Genomic DNA, 15,088 nt, shown 5'->3' on the forward strand with positions numbered 1-15,088 from the left:
GGGCCTTGGTACTACTGACCCTCGTGGACCTCGACCCCGCTCTCACCGCCCTGAGGCCGCTCGGCGGCTACTTCGCCCTGCGCACGGTCGCGGACGCCCCACGCGCCCCATCCGGGCCGCTGCCGACCCTCGCGCAGACGTACGACCGTACGGCACCGGACGGGTCCCCCGATCCCCTGGACCTCCGCGTCCGCAAGGTGGCGGCCGCCCTGCGTGCCCCCGAGGCCCGGGTCGCCGCCTCGGTGGCCCATCTGGGGCTCGCGGCCCGGCTCTGGTCGGCCGCTCTCGGATGCGCCGTCCTGTACGGCCGGATCCCCGACCTCGACCCACGGCTGCTGCGCTGGGACGCCGACGCCGGCGCCCCCGACGACCTGTGGCTCACCGAGGTGCGCCCGCTCCCCGGGGACACCGCCACCCTCGTCGACGTCGTGCTGCACGGGCACCTCGAACCCCTGGCGGCCGCCCTGCGCGTCCGGCACCGGCTCGCGACGGGCCTGCTGTGGGGCAACGCCGCGTCGGCGCTGGCGGGCGCCGCCCGGGAACTGGACCGCTGGGCGCGCGCCCACGGCCGTACGGACACCGGTGCCCGGACCCGTTCGCTGACCGCCGGGCTCTTCGCGCATCCCCTCCTGCGCGGCACCGGCACGCTCACCGGCGGCGCCTTCCGGCGCCGTAGCTGCTGCCTGTACTACCGGGTGCCGGGCGGCGGCGTCTGCGGCGACTGCTGTTTCACCCGGCCGCCCACGGCTTAACCAGGTGGCCATCCCGTGGTCTTCCGCCCGCGACGCATCTGGGTGACCATGAAGGCACCAGCCGCTGAGACAGGGGGTTCCGGGTGCGAGTGGGACTGCTGACCCGGGAGTACCCGCCGGACGTGTACGGCGGCGCGGGCGTCCATGTCGAGTTCCTCGCCCGGGAGTTGCGCCCCCTGGTCGACCTCGAGGTGCACTGCTGGGGCGAGGGCCGCAGCGAGGGCGTGGTCCGCCACCGCTCCTGGCCGGCCCTCGACGGCGCCAACGACGCCCTGCGCACCTTCTCCGTCGACCTCTCGATGGCCGCCGCCCTCCAGGGCCGCGAAATCGTCCACTCGCACACCTGGTACGCCAACCTCGCCGGCCACTTCGCCAAACTCCTGTACGGCGTCCCGCATGTGATGACCGCTCACTCCCTGGAGCCGCTGCGGCCCTGGAAGGCCGAGCAACTCGGCGGCGGGTACGCCCTGTCGAGCTGGGCCGAGCGCACCGCGGTCGAGTCCGCCGACGCGGTGATCGCCGTCTCGGGAGCGATGCGCGAGGACATCCTCGCCTGCTACCCGGCGCTGGACCCGGCCCGCGTCCACGTCGTGCACAACGGCATCGACACCGAGATGTACCGGCCGGACGCGGACACCGACGTCCTGCGCCGCCTCGGCGTCGACCCGGCCCGCCCCTACGTGCTGTTCGTCGGCCGCATCACCCGGCAGAAGGGCGTTCCCCATCTGCTGCGCGCGGTGCGCGACATCGACCCGTCGGCGCAGGTCGTGCTGTGTGCGGGCGCGCCCGACACGCCCGAGATCGACCGGGAGTTCCGCGAGCTGTACCGGGAGCTGAGCCGGGTCCGCGACGGCGTGCACTGGATCCGCCGCATGCTGCCCCGCCCCGAGGTGATCCAGCTTCTGACCCACGCCGCCGTCTTCGTCTGCCCCTCGGTGTACGAGCCCCTGGGCATCGTCAACCTGGAGGCGATGGCCTGCGGCACCGCCGTCGTGGCCTCCCAGGTCGGCGGCATCCCGGAGGTCGTCGCCGACGGCAAGACGGGCCTCCTGGTGCCCGTGGACGAGGAGTTCGAGCCCGCTCTGGCCCGCGCCCTGGACGCCGTGCTCGGCGATCCGGAGGGCGCGCGGCGGATGGGTGAGGCGGGGCGGGAGCGGGCGGTGGGGGAGTTCGGCTGGGACACCGTCGCCCGGCGCACGGCCGGTCTTTACGCGGATGTCCTCGGTCCGGGGTAGATCCGGGGTACACGACAAGCAGTGCACGGCGCACTAACGGGCAGAGGGGCGGCGGGATGCGGCGCGGTGGACCTTCGGTGCTGGGAATCGTACTGGCGGGCGGAGAAGGCAAGCGCCTCATGCCCCTGACCGCGGACCGGGCGAAACCCGCGGTGACCTTCGGCGGCACGTACCGCCTCGTCGACTTCGTCCTGTCCAACCTCGTCAACGGCGACATCCTGCGCATCTGCGTCCTGACGCAGTACAAGTCGCACTCCCTGGACCGGCACATCACCACCACCTGGCGGATGTCCAGCCTGCTGGGCAACTACGTCACCCCGGTCCCGGCCCAGCAGCGGCTCGGCCCGCGCTGGTTCCTGGGAAGCGCGGACGCGATCCTGCAGTCCCTGAACCTGATCCACGACGAACAGCCCGAGTACGTGGCGGTGTTCGGCGCCGACCACGTCTACCGCATGGACCCGCGCCAGATGCTCGCCCACCACATCGACTCCGGCGCCGGGGTGACGGTGGCCGGCATCCGGGTGCCGCGCGCGGAGTCGTCCTCCTTCGGGGTGATCACGCCGGGCTCGGACGGCAGCACCGTCGAGCGGTTCCTGGAGAAGCCCGCCGATCCGCCGGGCCTGCCGGACGCTCCCGAGTGCGTCCTCGCCTCCATGGGCAACTACATCTTCACCACCAAGGTCCTGGTCGAGGCCCTCCAGCGGGACGCCGAGGACCAGAACTCGGTGCACGACATGGGCGGTTCGATCCTGCCCCAGCTCACCGCCCGCGGCGAGGCCCACCTGTACGACTTCGGGGACAACCACGTGCCCGGCGAGACCACGCGCGACCAGGGCTACTGGCGGGACGTCGGCACCCTCGACGCGTACTACGACGCCCACATGGACCTCATCGCCGAGCGGCCGGCCTTCAACCTCTACAACCGCAGCTGGCCCGTCTACACCCACTCCAACCAGCTCTCCCCGGCCCGCTTCAACGCGGGCGGCATCGCCGGCGAGTCCATCATCAGCGCCGGCTGCCTGATCCGGGGGCAGGTCACCCGGTCCGTGCTGTCGCCGGGCGTGGTGGTCGACCCGGGAGCGGTCGTGCAGGGCTCGGTGCTCCACGACAACGTGCACATAGGGCGCGGCGCGGTGGTGCGGGGCGCGGTGCTGGACAAGAACGTCGAGGTGCCGCCGGGCGCGACGATCGGGGTGAACCCGGAGCGGGACGCGGAGCTGTACACGGTGTCCAAGGGCGGGGTGATCGCCCTGGGGAAGGGACAGCGGGTGCCCTGAGGGCACGAGGGCTCGGGGGCGTCGGGGCGGTCGTCCGTTCGGCCCCCTGGCGCGCCCTCGTGTGGCGCGCCCCCCTTCCTCATGTGACGCTCGCTACAACCCCCGTGGTGCCCTGCTCCTCCTTCGTGACCTCTTCCGTCACATGTGTCCCCGTGAGTCCCACAGCCCTTTCCCGGGTCGCGGGATTAATCTGTTGTTAACTGTGCGTAGCCTGATCGTACTTGACCGTAATCGCGCGTGGGCGATTGACTGCTGGCCCACCCGTCGTCGACGCGAGGCAACCCATTGATCACTGACGACCTGCTCGCCCCCCTCGACCTGGCGTTCTGGAACATCGAGTCGGACCGGCACCCCATGCACCTGGGGGCGCTCGGTGTCTTCGCGTCCCATTCGCCCGCCGCCGGCGCCCACGCCGCCGACCTGCTGGCCGCGCGCGCCGCCGCCGTGCCCGGGCTGCGGATGCGGATCCGCAACGTGTGGCGGCCGCCGGCCGTGCGGCATCCGCTGGCCTTCGGCGGGGCCGCGCGGGAGCCCGCGCCGGACTTCGACCCCCTCGACCACGTCCGGCTGCACGCCCCGACGAGCGACTTCCAGGCGGTGGCGGGACGGCTGATGGAGCGTCCGCTGGAGCGCGGCCGGCCGCCGTGGGAGGCGCACGTGCTGCCAGGGGCGGACGGGGTGTCGTTCGCCGTGCTCTTCAAGTTCCACCACGCCCTCGCTGACGGTCTGCGCGCACTGACCCTGGCGGCGGCGATCCTGGACCCCACGGACCTGCACACCTCCCGCCCCCGCCCGGCTCAGCCACCCCGCCGCCTCGTCCCCGACGTGCGCAGACTGCCCGACCTGGTGCGCGGCGCCCTCTCCGACGTGGGCCGCGCCCTGGACATCGGCGCCTCCGTCGCCCTGTCCACCCTCGCGGTGCGCTCCTCGCCGGCGCTGGCCTGCGATCCCTCCGGCACCCGCCGTACCGCCGGAGTGGTCCTCGACATCGACGACGTGCACCGCGTCCGCAAGGCCGCGGGCGGCACCGTCAACGACGTCCTGATCGCCGTCGTCGCGGGTGCCCTGCGCCGCTGGCTCGACGAGCGCGGTGACGGCAGCGACGGCGTGGCGCCGCGCGCCCTGATCCCTGTCTCCAAGCGCCGCCCGCGCACCGCGCACCCACAGGGCAACCGGCTCTCGGGGTACTTGATACGGCTTCCGGTCGACGATCCCGACCCGCGCGGCCGCCTCGACGCGGTCCGCACGGCCATGGACCGCAACAAGGACGCCGGCCCCAACCGGGGCGCGGGCGCCGTCGCCCTGCTCGCCGACCACGTCCCGGCGCTCGGCCACCGGCTCGGCGGGCCGCTGGTCAGCCAGGCCGCGCGGCTCTGGTTCGACATCCTGGTCACCAGCGTCCCGCTGCCCGGCCTCGGCCTGAAGCTGGGCGGGAACGCGCTCACGGAGGTGTTCCCTTTCGCCCCGCTGGCCGCCGGGCAGTCCCTCGCCGTCGCCGTCTCGACGTACCGGGGCCGGGTCCACTACGGGCTCGTCGCCGACGCGGCGGCCGTACCGGACCTGGACCGGCTCGCCCAGGCGGTGACCGACGAACTGGCGTCGCTGATCAAGGCCTGTGCGCCGTGATCATGACGGGTTTGGCGGTGCGGCCCGGCGCTCCGTAAAATCTGCCGTTCGAATGCGGGCGCGACCGGAGCGCCGCGACGGCAGATCCAGGAACGGCAGCGGCGATGACGGTGACAGAGGACGGCTCGGCGATCACGGACGAGATCGTGTACGGGCCCGGCATCGACCCCGAGCGACTCGCCGTGTGCCTGAGCGTGCTGGAGGAGCTCGACGAGCTGGACGTCGACCACCCCGACGCGATCCTGGTGCGCCGGGCCACCTCGCACATCTACCGCACCGTCAAGCAGCGCCGGCGGCAGGAGCGCCGGGCCGCCAAGACCGCCCACGACAAGGCGGTCACGGAGGCCACGGCGACCGGCTCCGCCGAGCGCATCGACGACGAGACCGAGGGCCTGCTGCCCTCGTCCCGGACCGCCGAGGGCCAGATCGCGGGGATACTCCAGCGCCCGCGCTCCTGCTACACCTGCAAGCAGCGCTACGTCGAGGTCGACTACTTCTACCACCAGCTCTGTCAGGACTGCGCCGCGATGAACCGCGCCAAGCGCGACGTCCGGGCCGACCTCACCGGCAAGCGCGCGCTGCTCACCGGCGGCCGCGCCAAGATCGGCATGTACATCGCGCTGCGGCTGCTGCGCGACGGCGCGCACACGACGATCACCACGCGCTTCCCCAAGGACGCCATCCGCCGCTTCAAGGCGATGGACGACTCGGGGGAGTGGATGCACCGCCTGGAGGTCGTCGGCATCGACCTGCGCGACCCGGCGCAGGCCGTGGCGCTCGCCGACCAGGTCGCCGAGGCGGGCCCCCTCGACATCCTGATCAACAACGCGACGCAGACCGTGCGCCGCCTGCCGTCCGCCTACGCCGCGCTGGTCGAGGGCGAGAGCGCTCCGCTGCCCGCCGGTGAGCTGCCCGCCCACCAGGTCATCGGCGCCTTCAACTCCGGCGCGGTCGACGGACTGGCGGCGCTGCCGGTCGGCATCAGCGGCCTCGACGCGCAGCAGGTCGCCGACCTCGCCCTCGTGGCCGGCAACGCCAGCGTCGCCCGGCACCTCGACGGCACCGCCATCGACGCGGGCGGACTCGTCCCCGACGTCGTCGACAGCAACACCTGGGTGCAGACCATCGAGCAGATCTCCCCGGTGGAACTGCTGGAGACCCAGCTGTGCAACTACACGGCGCCGTTCATCCTGATCAGCAAGCTCCGGCCGGTCATGGCCGAGGCCGCGAGGCGGGCGGCGAGCGGGCGGGCCTACGTCGTGAACGTCTCCGCGATGGAAGGCGTGTTCGGCCGCGGCTACAAGGGCGCGGGCCACCCCAACACCAACGCCGCCAAGGCCGCCATGAACATGGTCACGCGGACCAGCGCGCAGGAGATGTTCGACACCGACGGCATCCTGATGACCTCGGTCGACACCGGCTGGATCACCGACGAGCGACCGCATTACGACAAGCTGCGCATGGCCGAGGCCGGGTTCCACGCCCCGCTCGACCTGATCGACGGCGCGGCCCGCGTCTACGACCCGGTGGTGCGGGGCGAGACGGGCGAGGACCTGTATGGCGTCTTCCTGAAGGACTACGAGCCCGGCAAGTGGTGAGACCGCTCACCACTCGCTGCGGGCGTTGTCCACGAGGTCCATCCAGGCGATGCCCATCAGCAGCGCGGCGACACCGACCAGCAGGGCGCTCACGGCCAGGGCGAAGTACAGGACGGTGCGGGACAGGCCCCCGAGATCCGGGCTGCGCCGGGGGCGCGCGGGCGGAGTGACGTCGCTCATGGGTGCCACCTTCCTCACGGTGGCCTGCCGAGGAGTCCCGACCGGGCTGCCGGGGCGCGCCGGCCGACAGGCCCCACGCTCATGATCCCACCGGCCCGCCGGTCCCGCACCCAGCCGGCGGTCTCAGTCCACCGCGCCGAGGCGTGAGTGCCGGGAGGCGACCAGTTCCAGGACCGTGCGCCAGTCCTCCATGACCCCGGCGTCGAGGCCGACGACCTTGCCCGCGTCGTCCGCCTGGCGCAGGGTGACGGCGTCCTCGGCGAGGGGATCCTGGGCGAACGCGGCGGCCTCGGCCGGGCTCATCGTGCCACCCTGCAGCGTCAGGGTCAGCGCGCTCTGCGGGGACAGACCGCGCTCCGGGGCGACGGCGGCCAGATAGCGCTTGGCCGGGACGTGCAGCTGCACGAGACGGGCGACCCGCTCACCGAGCAGGGGCCGCACGACGTCCGCGGCGTGGTCCGCGTGTCCGGCGTCGTCGCCGGGCCGCAGCAGGTGGCCGATGTCGTGCACCAGGCCCGCGACCTGGAGCTCCTTGTCGGCGGGGTGGCTTCTGCGCAGCAGCGCGGCCGTCTGCAGCGCGTGGTCGTGCAGGTCGACCGGGTCGCCGGTGCGGTCCGGGGTGTCCCAGGCGCCGCGACAGGCGCGCAGCAGATCCATCAGTTCTTCGACACCGCGCAGTTCCATGTGCGTCACTCCTCCCGCCGGCCGGGCCGTGTCCGGGCGTCAGCAGAGCATGGCCGGCTTGCGAATCGGCCAACGGCACCTGAACTGCGTGGCTCCCGACGTCCGCCCCTCGCGGGCCTGTTCGCCCGGGTAGGCCGGTCGGGTGAGTCCGTATGGGTCCATTTCGTTATAAAGAGGCCCAGAAGTCGCCGGTTCGAGCACGGGATGACGCAGGAACGTTACCCGCAGTTTTCAGCCCCATCGAGCACGCCCCCGCTCATTTGGTTAATCTGTTCCGGACGGACAGCAGTAACGGGTCCCTACCCACACCCATCGTCCGTCCCGGGACAAGCCGGTGCACAACGGCGTGCTCTCACGCGAGTTACCGACGCCACCGCGTCCAACTGCAACATGGCAGACCCGAACGGGCGTCGGGCAGCGGACCGCAGGCCGCCGGCGCGCCCCCGCGGGTGACCCGACACATAAGGAGTGCGCGGTGACACCGGAGAAGACGAATCGCGAACAGCGCCCCAAGGAACGCGCGGAGCGCGCGGGCCGCCGGCCGGGCGAGATCGGCAGCCTCGACGTGTGGGCCCGGTCCGCCCCGATCCGCCTGGCGGGCTACGAGGACGACCTCGCCGAGCCGCACATCCTGCCCAGCGTGGACTGACCGGCAGGAGTCCTTCGCGATCGCCGACCGCATGGGCGTGCCAGACTCACGCCCATGCTGATCAGGGAAGCCACCGCCGCGGACTGGCCGCACATCTGGCCGTTCTGGCACCGCATCGTCGCCGCCGCCGAGACATACGCCTGGGACCCGGACACCACCGAGGACGCGGCCCGAGCCCTGTGGATGAACCCGGCCAAACGCGTCTACGTCGCCCAGGACGACGACGGAAGCGTCATCGGCTCCGCCTACCTCACCGCGAACTACAGCGGCCCCGCCGCCCGGATCGCCAACGCCGGCTTCATGGTCGACCCCGACCAGGCCGGGCGCGGCATCGGCCGGGCCCTCGCCGAGCACATCCTGACCCAGGCCAAGGCCCACGGCTACCGGGCCATGGTGTTCAACGCGGTCGTCGAGACCAACCCGGCCGTCCAGCTGTGGACCTCGCTCGGCTTCACCGTCCTCGGCACGGTGCCGGACGCGTTCGACCACCCCCGGCACGGCAGGGTCGGGCTGCACATCATGCACCGGACCCTCTAGCTCCGGACCCTCAGCTCTCCGGGTCGACGGGCGCCGTCCGCCGCCAGGGCCGCGCCGCCTCCAACTGGCCCGCCAGCTCCAGCAGTTCTCCCTCCGACCCCGGCCGCCCCACGAGCTGTACGGCACACGGGGCGCCCGACGGCAGGGTGCCGAACGGCACGGCCATCGCCGGCCATCCGGTCAGGTTCCACGGGGGAGTCATCGGCGAGTAGTGCGTGTTGGCGGCCACGTTGCGCAGCCAGCCCCGCTCGTGCCAGGGCCCCGCCTTGGGCGAGCGGTGCGCCAGCGCGGGCGTGAGCAGTACGTCGTGCTCGGCGAAGAACGGCTCCAGGCGCCGGCGCAGTTCCTCCCGGCTCGTACCGGTACGGACCCGGCGCTCGAACCGCCGCCCGACCGCCGCGTGCACGCGGGTGCGCCGCGTCAGCAGCCGCGGGTCGAGCCCCCGGGCGTCGACCGAGGTCCCCGCGGTCCAGTGGGCGAGGGAGGTGAGGCTCAGCGACACGGGATAGGGCGGGTCGGCGCGCCGCACCTGGTGGCCGGCCCTCATGAGCAGCCCGGCGGCCTCCCGGGCGGCGTCCTGGTAGGGCCTCGCGACGGTGACGCCCACGATCGGGCTGCGCAGGGAGACGGCGACCGTCCGGGTGCCGGGCGCGGGCCTGCCCACGGCGTCGCCGCCGGCGAGGACGGAGAGCATCAGCCGGGCGTCCTCGACGGTCGTCGCGAGGGGGCCGTTCTCCGACATGCCGAACCAGTCGCCCTCGCCGATGCCCGCCGGGACCACCCCGAGGCCGGGCTTGACGGTGACGAGCCCGCAGTTGGCCGCCGGGATGCGCAAGGAGCCCATGCCGTCGTTGCCGAGGGCGAGCGGCACCATGCCCGCCGCCACGGCCGCCGCGCCGCCACCGGAGGAGCCGCCCGCCGAACGCGTCAGGTCCCAGGGGTTGCGGGCGGTGCCGTGCACCCCGTCGGTCGTACCGAACACGCACAGCTCCGGCACATTGGTCAGCCCCACCACCACGGCACCGGCGGCCCGCAGCCGGGCGACGGTCACATGGTCCTGCCCGGCCGGCGTGTCCGGCGTCGCCGCCGAACCGACCCGCATGCTCTCGCCGCGCACCGCCAGATTGTCCTTGACGGCCACGGGCACGCCCGCGAGCGGCAGTTCCGCCAGATCGGCGCGCGCCGCGACCTCGTCGGCCTCGGCGAGCGCCTGCGCGGCCCGGACGGCGCGGAAGGCCCCGATCCGGCCGTCCAGCCGCTGGATCCGCGCCAGATGCGCGGCCACCACCTCCCGCGGCGTGACCTTCTTGCCCCGCACGGCGGCGGCGATCTCGACTGCGGTCCCTCCGAACTCGTCGGTCACGGGCACTCCTTCGTCCTGGGCCAGGGGTACGGAATCCGCCCGACATCCTCGCAGGGTCACTGCGTCCACGCAGGACGCCGCCGAACGGGATCTGCCCGACTGCTCCTCAGAGGCGTTTGCGGTACCAGCGCTCCGCGTACGTGGCGTGGTTGTGCGGTGCGGCCCGTTCGTAGCCGCTGCGCTCGTAGAGCGAGCACGCCTCCGCCAGGTCGCTGCGGGTGTCGAGCAGCATGGCGCCGGCACCGAGCGCCCGCGCCGCGTCCTCGGCGGCCGCGAGGAGGACCGGGCCGCCGCCGCTGCCGCGTGCTTCCTTGCGCACGAAGACCCGCTTGAGCTCGGCGGCCACTTCCGCCGGCTCTCCCTGTGCCGCGCTGTCGCGCTCCAGGAGACGCACCCCGGCCGTGCCCGCGGGCTCACCCCCGTACCGGCCGAGCAGGAGCACCCCGGAGGGCGGCGTGAGCACGGCGTGGTCGTTGGATGCGACCACTTCGCGCTCCAGCTCGTCGGCAGGGGTGTCCCGCCCCTCGTGCACCTGGAACCAGCGGTCGCTGACCTCCGTGTAGTACGCGCGCCACAGGTCGAGTGCGACGGGGGAGTCGGAGGGTTCCGGAGAGACGGTCCAGGCACGGGTCATGGCGGCCATTCTCGGACGACGGCAGCCGCGCGCCGCAACCGGATTTCGATCATGCGCAGCTGGGCGCCGGTATCCGACGAGGCCGAGGGCGAGCCGGAACGACGGGCCTTCACCCGGCCGGCGACCACCAACGACGAAGCGCGGTACTCACACAGGGTCCGCCGAGCCTCGTCCGTCCTCGACGTGGACGACGTGAACGACGTGGCGCAGGCTCACGCCCGGCTGGGGCCCGTGCTGTCGCGTTCTATCAGGCGTGGCACCGGCACCCGCACGGTCCGGGCCGGGCCGCCGTCCAGCAGTGACGTCAGTTCCTGCGCGGCGGTCCGGCCGAACTCCACCGTGTCGCGGGAGAGTGCCGACAGCCAGGGTGTGACCATGCGGCACAGCGCGGAGTCCTCCCAGGCCACGACCGAGACGTCGGCCGGCACCCGGAAGCCCAGTTCCGCCGCGGCCGCCACCCCGGCGACGGCCATCACGTCGTTGTCGTAGATCAGGGCGGTCGGCGGAGCGTCGCCGGACAGCACCCGCCGGGTCACGGCGGCGCCCTCCGCGTCGGAGTAGTCGGTCGTCACCGACCGCACCTCGGTCAGCCCGCGCCGCCCGGCCTCCGCGCGCAGCGTACGGATCCGGCGTTCGGTGTGCGCGAGCCCCGCGAGACCGGCGATGTGGACGACCCGCCGGTGACCGAGGGCGTGCAGTTCGCCGACGACGGCGGCCATGGCACCCCCGTCGTCCGCCCACACCGTGGACATGCCGGGGTGGCGCTCCTCGGGCGCGCCGCCGATCACCACGGCGGGCAGGCCGAGTTCGTCGAGGAGTCCGGGCCGGGGATCGTCCGTGCGCGGGTCGACGACGAGGACGCCGTCCACCCGGTGCTCGGCCCACCAGCGCCGGTACACCGCGCACTCGTCGGCCACGTCCTCGGCGACCTGGAACAGCAGTCCGAGATGACGCTCGGCCAGTACTTCCTGGATGCCCGAGACCAGTTGGAGGAAGAACGAGTCCACGCCCAGCGTGTGCGCGGGCCGCGCCAGCACGAGGCCGACCGTGGCCGCGCCCTCGCCGGACAGCGCGCGGGCCGCCGTGCTGGGCCGCCACCCCAGTTGCTCCGCCACTCGCCGGACCCGGGCCCGGGTGGCCTCCGAGACCCCGGGCCGGTCGTTGAGCGCGAACGACACCGCGCTCTCGGAGACCCCGGCGCGCCGCGCGATGTCCTTCATCGTCGGCCGGCGCGCGGGAGACCGCTTGCCCGTCAACCCCGCCTCCCCATCGATCACTCAAGGACTAATGCGCTTCAGCACCGGCCCGATCGCCGCACTCTAAAGCGCATTAGCAAGAAGCCGCAAGAGTCCGCTCTCAACTCCCTGACCTGCGGTCATGCTCGACTAATGACTTTAGCTGAGCCGAATCCATTGACTTCCCTCCGAGTTGCCGTGCAGGGTCTGCCCCGGCGCCATTTCCCGCTCACTTCGTCGTAAAGGAGCCCGGTCACCGTGCGCATCTCCCGCAGAACCCTCGCCGCCGCTGCCGTCGTCGTCGCCCTGCCGCTCAGTGCCTGCGGCGGCGGGGGCGAAGGCGGATCGGCCGACGCCTCCGGCAAGGTCGAGGGCGACATCACCTTCCAGACCTGGAACCTCCGGGCCAACTTCAAGCCGTACTTCGAGGACCTGATCGCCGAGTTCGAGAAGCAGCACCCCGGCACGGACGTGAAGTGGGTCGACCAGCCCGCCGAGGGCTACGCCGACAAGATCAGTGCCGACGCGGCCGGCGGCACCCTGCCCGACGTCGTCAACGTCTCGCCCGACCTCGTCGCGCCGCTCGCCAAGGCGGGGCTCGCGCTGGATCTCGACAAGGCCGCCGGACAGTACGAGAAGGAGTACCTGCCGGGCGCCTGGGCCGGTCACCAGGTGCCGGGCATGAACGGCACGTACGCCTTCCCCTGGTACCTCAACACCGGGCCGCTGTTCTACAACAAGTCCCTCTTCGAGAAGGCCGGACTCGACCCCGAGCAGCCGCCGAAGACGTACGACGAACTCTTCGCGGACGGACTGCGGATCGCCGAGAAGACCGACGGCGAGGTCGCCACCCTCGCCAACGTGCCCACCGTCGAGGACTTCGGCCGCTACGGCGTCCCCCTCATGAACGCGGAGGGCACCGGGTTCACCTTCAACGACGCCAAGGGCGTCGAACTGCTCACCAAGTACAAGGAGCTCTACGACGCCAAGGCGCTCGACCCGCAGGCGCTCACCGCCACGCCCGAGTCCTCCGGCAAGAAGTTCCTCACCGGCGCCGTCGCCATGAACCCCGGCAGCGCCCTCGACCTCGGCAACTTCAAGAAGCAGGCGCCGAACCTGTACAAGAACATCGGCATCACCGACCAGATCACCAGCACCGGCCACGTCAACATGTACGTGATGGGTGTGATGGTCAACGCGCAGACCCCGCGCAAGCCCGCCGCCGTCGCCTTCGCCCACTTCGTCACCGACGCCGCGCACCAGATGTCGTTCGCGAAGCAGGTCGCGATCTTCCCCAGCACCGCCGGCTCGCTCGACGACCCCTACTTCACCAAGGAGGACGGCACCGACGAGACCCGGGTGCGGGTGGCCGCCGCCCAGTCGCTGAAGACCGCCGTCAACTACACGCCGGTGCTCTTCAGCGAGCAGATGAAGACCGAGCTGCGCAACTCCGTGGCCCGGGCGCTGCAGGGCAAGGAGACTCCGCAGGAGGCCCTCGACAACGCTGTCAAGGCCTGTGATCGGCTGCTCCAGCAGCAGGGCTGAGACACCGTGAACGGCTCCCCTCGCATCCGGCGCCACCCGCCGGCCGGCCCCTGGCTGTTCGCCGCACCCGGACTGCTGGTCGTCAGCGCCTTCGTGCTCTACCCCTTCGTCTCCACCGTGGTGAACGCCTTCACCGACCGGCGGACCCTGGTCCCCGGCGAGTTCGTCGGCCTCGCCAACTTCCGCGAGCTTCTCCAGGACGACATGTTCTGGATCGGGCTGCGCAACAGCACGCTCTACGTCCTCGGCGTCGTGCCCGCCCTCGTGATCCTGCCGCTGCTGCTCGCGCTGCTGGTGCAGAAGAACATCCCCGGCATCACGTTCTTCCGCTCCGCCTTCTACACCCCGGTCGTCGCCTCGATCGTCGTGGTCGGTCTGATCTGGGTGTGGCTGCTCGACGAACGCGGCCTGGTGAACGCGCTGCTGGAGACCGTCGGCGCCGGCGGTGTCGGATTCCTCAGCGACCAGTGGCTGCTCCTGCTGAGCGCCATGACCGTCACGGTCTGGAAAGGGCTCGGCTACTACATGATCATTTACCTGGCCGCGCTCGCCAACGTGCCGCGTGAACTGCACGAGGCGGCCGCCGTCGACGGCGCGGGACCGGTGCGCCGGTTCCTCGCGGTCACCGTGCCCGCCGTCCGGTCCACGATGGTGCTGGTCGCGGCGCTCTCCTCGGTCGCCGCCTTCAAGGTGTTCTCCGAGGTCTATCTGCTGGCCGGCCCGAGCGGCGGCCCCGCGGGCGAGGACACCACGCTCGTGATGCTCGTGCAGCGCACCGGCACCGGCCTGTCCGGCCGGGTCGGATACGCCTCGGCCATCTCCGTCGTCGTCTTCGTGGTGACGGTGGCGCTGATGCTGCTGGTGCTGCGCGCCGACCGCAGGGAGGACACATGAGCGTCAGCGACGAGCACGGACGGCGGATCCGCGTCGGGGAGCTGATCCTGCGCTATCTGCTCCTGCTGGGGGTACTGGCGCTGACCGTGGGACCGTTCCTGTGGCAGCTGTCGACCTCGCTCAAGGGGCCCACCGAGGACATCTTCAGCTCCCCGCCGAAGTTCCTGCCGGGCGATCCGACACTGCACAACTACGAACGGGTCGCCGAGACCATCCCCGTGTGGGACTACGCCCTGAACTCGCTGAAGGTCGCCACCGCCAACGTCGTGACCAACTGCGTCGGTTCGGCCCTCGCCGGCTACGCCCTGGCCCGGCTGCGCTACCGGGGCCGCCGGGCGGCGACGCTCGCCTTCGTGCTCGCCATGCTCGTACCGGTGGAGGGCATCATCATCGCCCAGTTCACCACCATGCGGGAGCTGGGCCTGAACAACACCCTGGTGGGCGTGGTCCTGCCCGGCTGCGTCAGCGCGCTGAACGTGCTGCTGATGCGCAACGCCTTCCTCAACCTGCCGTACGAGATCGAGGACGCCGCGTTCGTCGACGGTGCCAACGTCTGGCAACGGTTCTGGAGGATCGCGCTGCCGTCGGTCAAGGGCACCCTCGCGGTCGTGGCGATCTTCGCCTTCATGGGCGCCTGGGACGACTTCCTGTGGCCGCTGATCGTGCTCAGCGACCCGTCCAGGTTCACGCTGACCATCGGCCTCAACTATCTGCACGGCACGTTCGCCAACGACGAACGGCTCGTCGCCGCGGGCACGATCATCGCGGTCGCGCCGCTGATCGCCCTCTTCGCCTGTCTCCAGCGGTACTTCTTCCGCGGGGTCGGCGAGGGCGCCGTCAAGGGCTGACCTCCTCCGTACGCACCACGACCACCGGGAC

Annotated in this window: 15 protein-coding genes; 10 read left to right on the plus strand and 5 right to left on the minus strand. The window is 72.1% G+C overall.

Features of this window, described 5'->3' with window-relative positions:
* Nucleotides 1-23: 23 nt before the first annotated feature.
* The 5 genes from ACIP2X_RS02810 (at nt 24) to ACIP2X_RS02830 (ending at nt 6,488) form a co-directional block, all read left to right on the plus strand.
* Entirely contained in the window at nt 24-752 is a 729-nt protein-coding gene (locus ACIP2X_RS02810) for a (2Fe-2S)-binding protein (RefSeq protein WP_401668812.1), read from the plus strand.
* 83 nt (nt 753-835) lie between these two features.
* Nucleotides 836-1,987 (plus strand): glycogen synthase, encoded by a 1,152-nt coding sequence (gene glgA, locus ACIP2X_RS02815; RefSeq protein WP_401666601.1) that lies wholly within the window; start codon nt 836-838, stop codon nt 1,985-1,987.
* Nucleotides 1,988-2,043: 56 nt separating this feature from the next.
* The gene (glgC, locus tag ACIP2X_RS02820; RefSeq protein ID WP_401666603.1) at nt 2,044-3,264 is read left to right on the plus strand and encodes a glucose-1-phosphate adenylyltransferase; all 1,221 of its coding nucleotides are present in this window, start codon (nt 2,044-2,046) and stop codon (nt 3,262-3,264) included.
* Nucleotides 3,265-3,552: 288 nt separating this feature from the next.
* Nucleotides 3,553-4,890, plus strand: a complete 1,338-nt coding sequence (locus ACIP2X_RS02825) for a wax ester/triacylglycerol synthase family O-acyltransferase (RefSeq protein ID WP_401668814.1) — start codon at nt 3,553-3,555, stop codon at nt 4,888-4,890.
* A 104-nt stretch (nt 4,891-4,994) separates the two neighbouring features.
* The gene (locus tag ACIP2X_RS02830; RefSeq protein WP_401666605.1) at nt 4,995-6,488 is read left to right on the plus strand and encodes an SDR family NAD(P)-dependent oxidoreductase; all 1,494 of its coding nucleotides are present in this window, start codon (nt 4,995-4,997) and stop codon (nt 6,486-6,488) included.
* 6 nt (nt 6,489-6,494) lie between these two features.
* On the opposite strand, the gene ACIP2X_RS02835 is transcribed toward ACIP2X_RS02830, so the two are convergent.
* Nucleotides 6,495-6,668: a hypothetical protein gene (locus ACIP2X_RS02835; RefSeq protein ID WP_401666608.1), complete on the minus strand. Its 174-nt coding sequence runs from the start codon at nt 6,666-6,668 to the stop codon at nt 6,495-6,497.
* Between the two features lie 123 nt (nt 6,669-6,791).
* Nucleotides 6,792-7,352, minus strand: a complete 561-nt coding sequence (locus ACIP2X_RS02840; RefSeq protein ID WP_401666610.1) for an HD domain-containing protein — start codon at nt 7,350-7,352, stop codon at nt 6,792-6,794.
* Between the two features lie 475 nt (nt 7,353-7,827).
* Here ACIP2X_RS02840 and ACIP2X_RS02845 point away from each other — a divergent pair, with 475 nt between their 5' ends.
* Both ACIP2X_RS02845 and ACIP2X_RS02850 read left to right on the plus strand, forming a co-directional pair.
* Nucleotides 7,828-8,001, plus strand: a complete 174-nt coding sequence (locus tag ACIP2X_RS02845) for a hypothetical protein (RefSeq protein ID WP_401666613.1) — start codon at nt 7,828-7,830, stop codon at nt 7,999-8,001.
* Nucleotides 8,002-8,055: 54 nt separating this feature from the next.
* Entirely contained in the window at nt 8,056-8,538 is a 483-nt protein-coding gene (locus ACIP2X_RS02850) for a GNAT family N-acetyltransferase (RefSeq protein WP_401666615.1), read from the plus strand.
* Nucleotides 8,539-8,548: 10 nt separating this feature from the next.
* Here the strand turns inward: ACIP2X_RS02850 and ACIP2X_RS02855 are convergent, their stop codons facing one another.
* From ACIP2X_RS02855 to ACIP2X_RS02865, 3 genes are all read right to left on the minus strand, one after another.
* Nucleotides 8,549-9,901, minus strand: coding sequence for an amidase (locus ACIP2X_RS02855; protein ID WP_401666617.1), 1,353 nt, complete (start codon nt 9,899-9,901; stop codon nt 8,549-8,551).
* Nucleotides 9,902-10,007: 106 nt separating this feature from the next.
* Nucleotides 10,008-10,544: a GNAT family N-acetyltransferase gene (locus ACIP2X_RS02860; RefSeq protein WP_401666619.1), complete on the minus strand. Its 537-nt coding sequence runs from the start codon at nt 10,542-10,544 to the stop codon at nt 10,008-10,010.
* 203 nt (nt 10,545-10,747) lie between these two features.
* The gene (locus ACIP2X_RS02865; protein ID WP_401666622.1) at nt 10,748-11,791 is read right to left on the minus strand and encodes a LacI family DNA-binding transcriptional regulator; all 1,044 of its coding nucleotides are present in this window, start codon (nt 11,789-11,791) and stop codon (nt 10,748-10,750) included.
* Between the two features lie 237 nt (nt 11,792-12,028).
* Here ACIP2X_RS02865 and ACIP2X_RS02870 point away from each other — a divergent pair, with 237 nt between their 5' ends.
* The 3 genes from ACIP2X_RS02870 to ACIP2X_RS02880 are packed head-to-tail and all read left to right on the plus strand — an operon-like array spanning nt 12,029 to nt 15,057.
* Complete coding sequence (locus ACIP2X_RS02870) at nt 12,029-13,315, plus strand: ABC transporter substrate-binding protein (RefSeq protein ID WP_401666625.1); 1,287 nt, start codon at nt 12,029-12,031, stop codon at nt 13,313-13,315.
* 6 nt (nt 13,316-13,321) lie between these two features.
* A complete protein-coding gene (locus tag ACIP2X_RS02875; protein WP_401666627.1) occupies nt 13,322-14,209 on the plus strand; it encodes a carbohydrate ABC transporter permease in 888 nt (295 codons plus the stop codon).
* Nucleotides 14,206-15,057, plus strand: coding sequence for a carbohydrate ABC transporter permease (locus tag ACIP2X_RS02880; RefSeq protein ID WP_401666630.1), 852 nt, complete (start codon nt 14,206-14,208; stop codon nt 15,055-15,057). The genes ACIP2X_RS02875 and ACIP2X_RS02880 overlap by 4 nt, the downstream gene beginning before the upstream one ends.
* The last annotated feature ends 31 nt before the right edge of the window (nt 15,058-15,088 follow it).

This window comes from Streptomyces sp. NPDC089424 (genome assembly GCF_044749345.1).
In the GTDB taxonomy this organism is placed as follows: domain Bacteria; phylum Actinomycetota; class Actinomycetes; order Streptomycetales; family Streptomycetaceae; genus Streptomyces.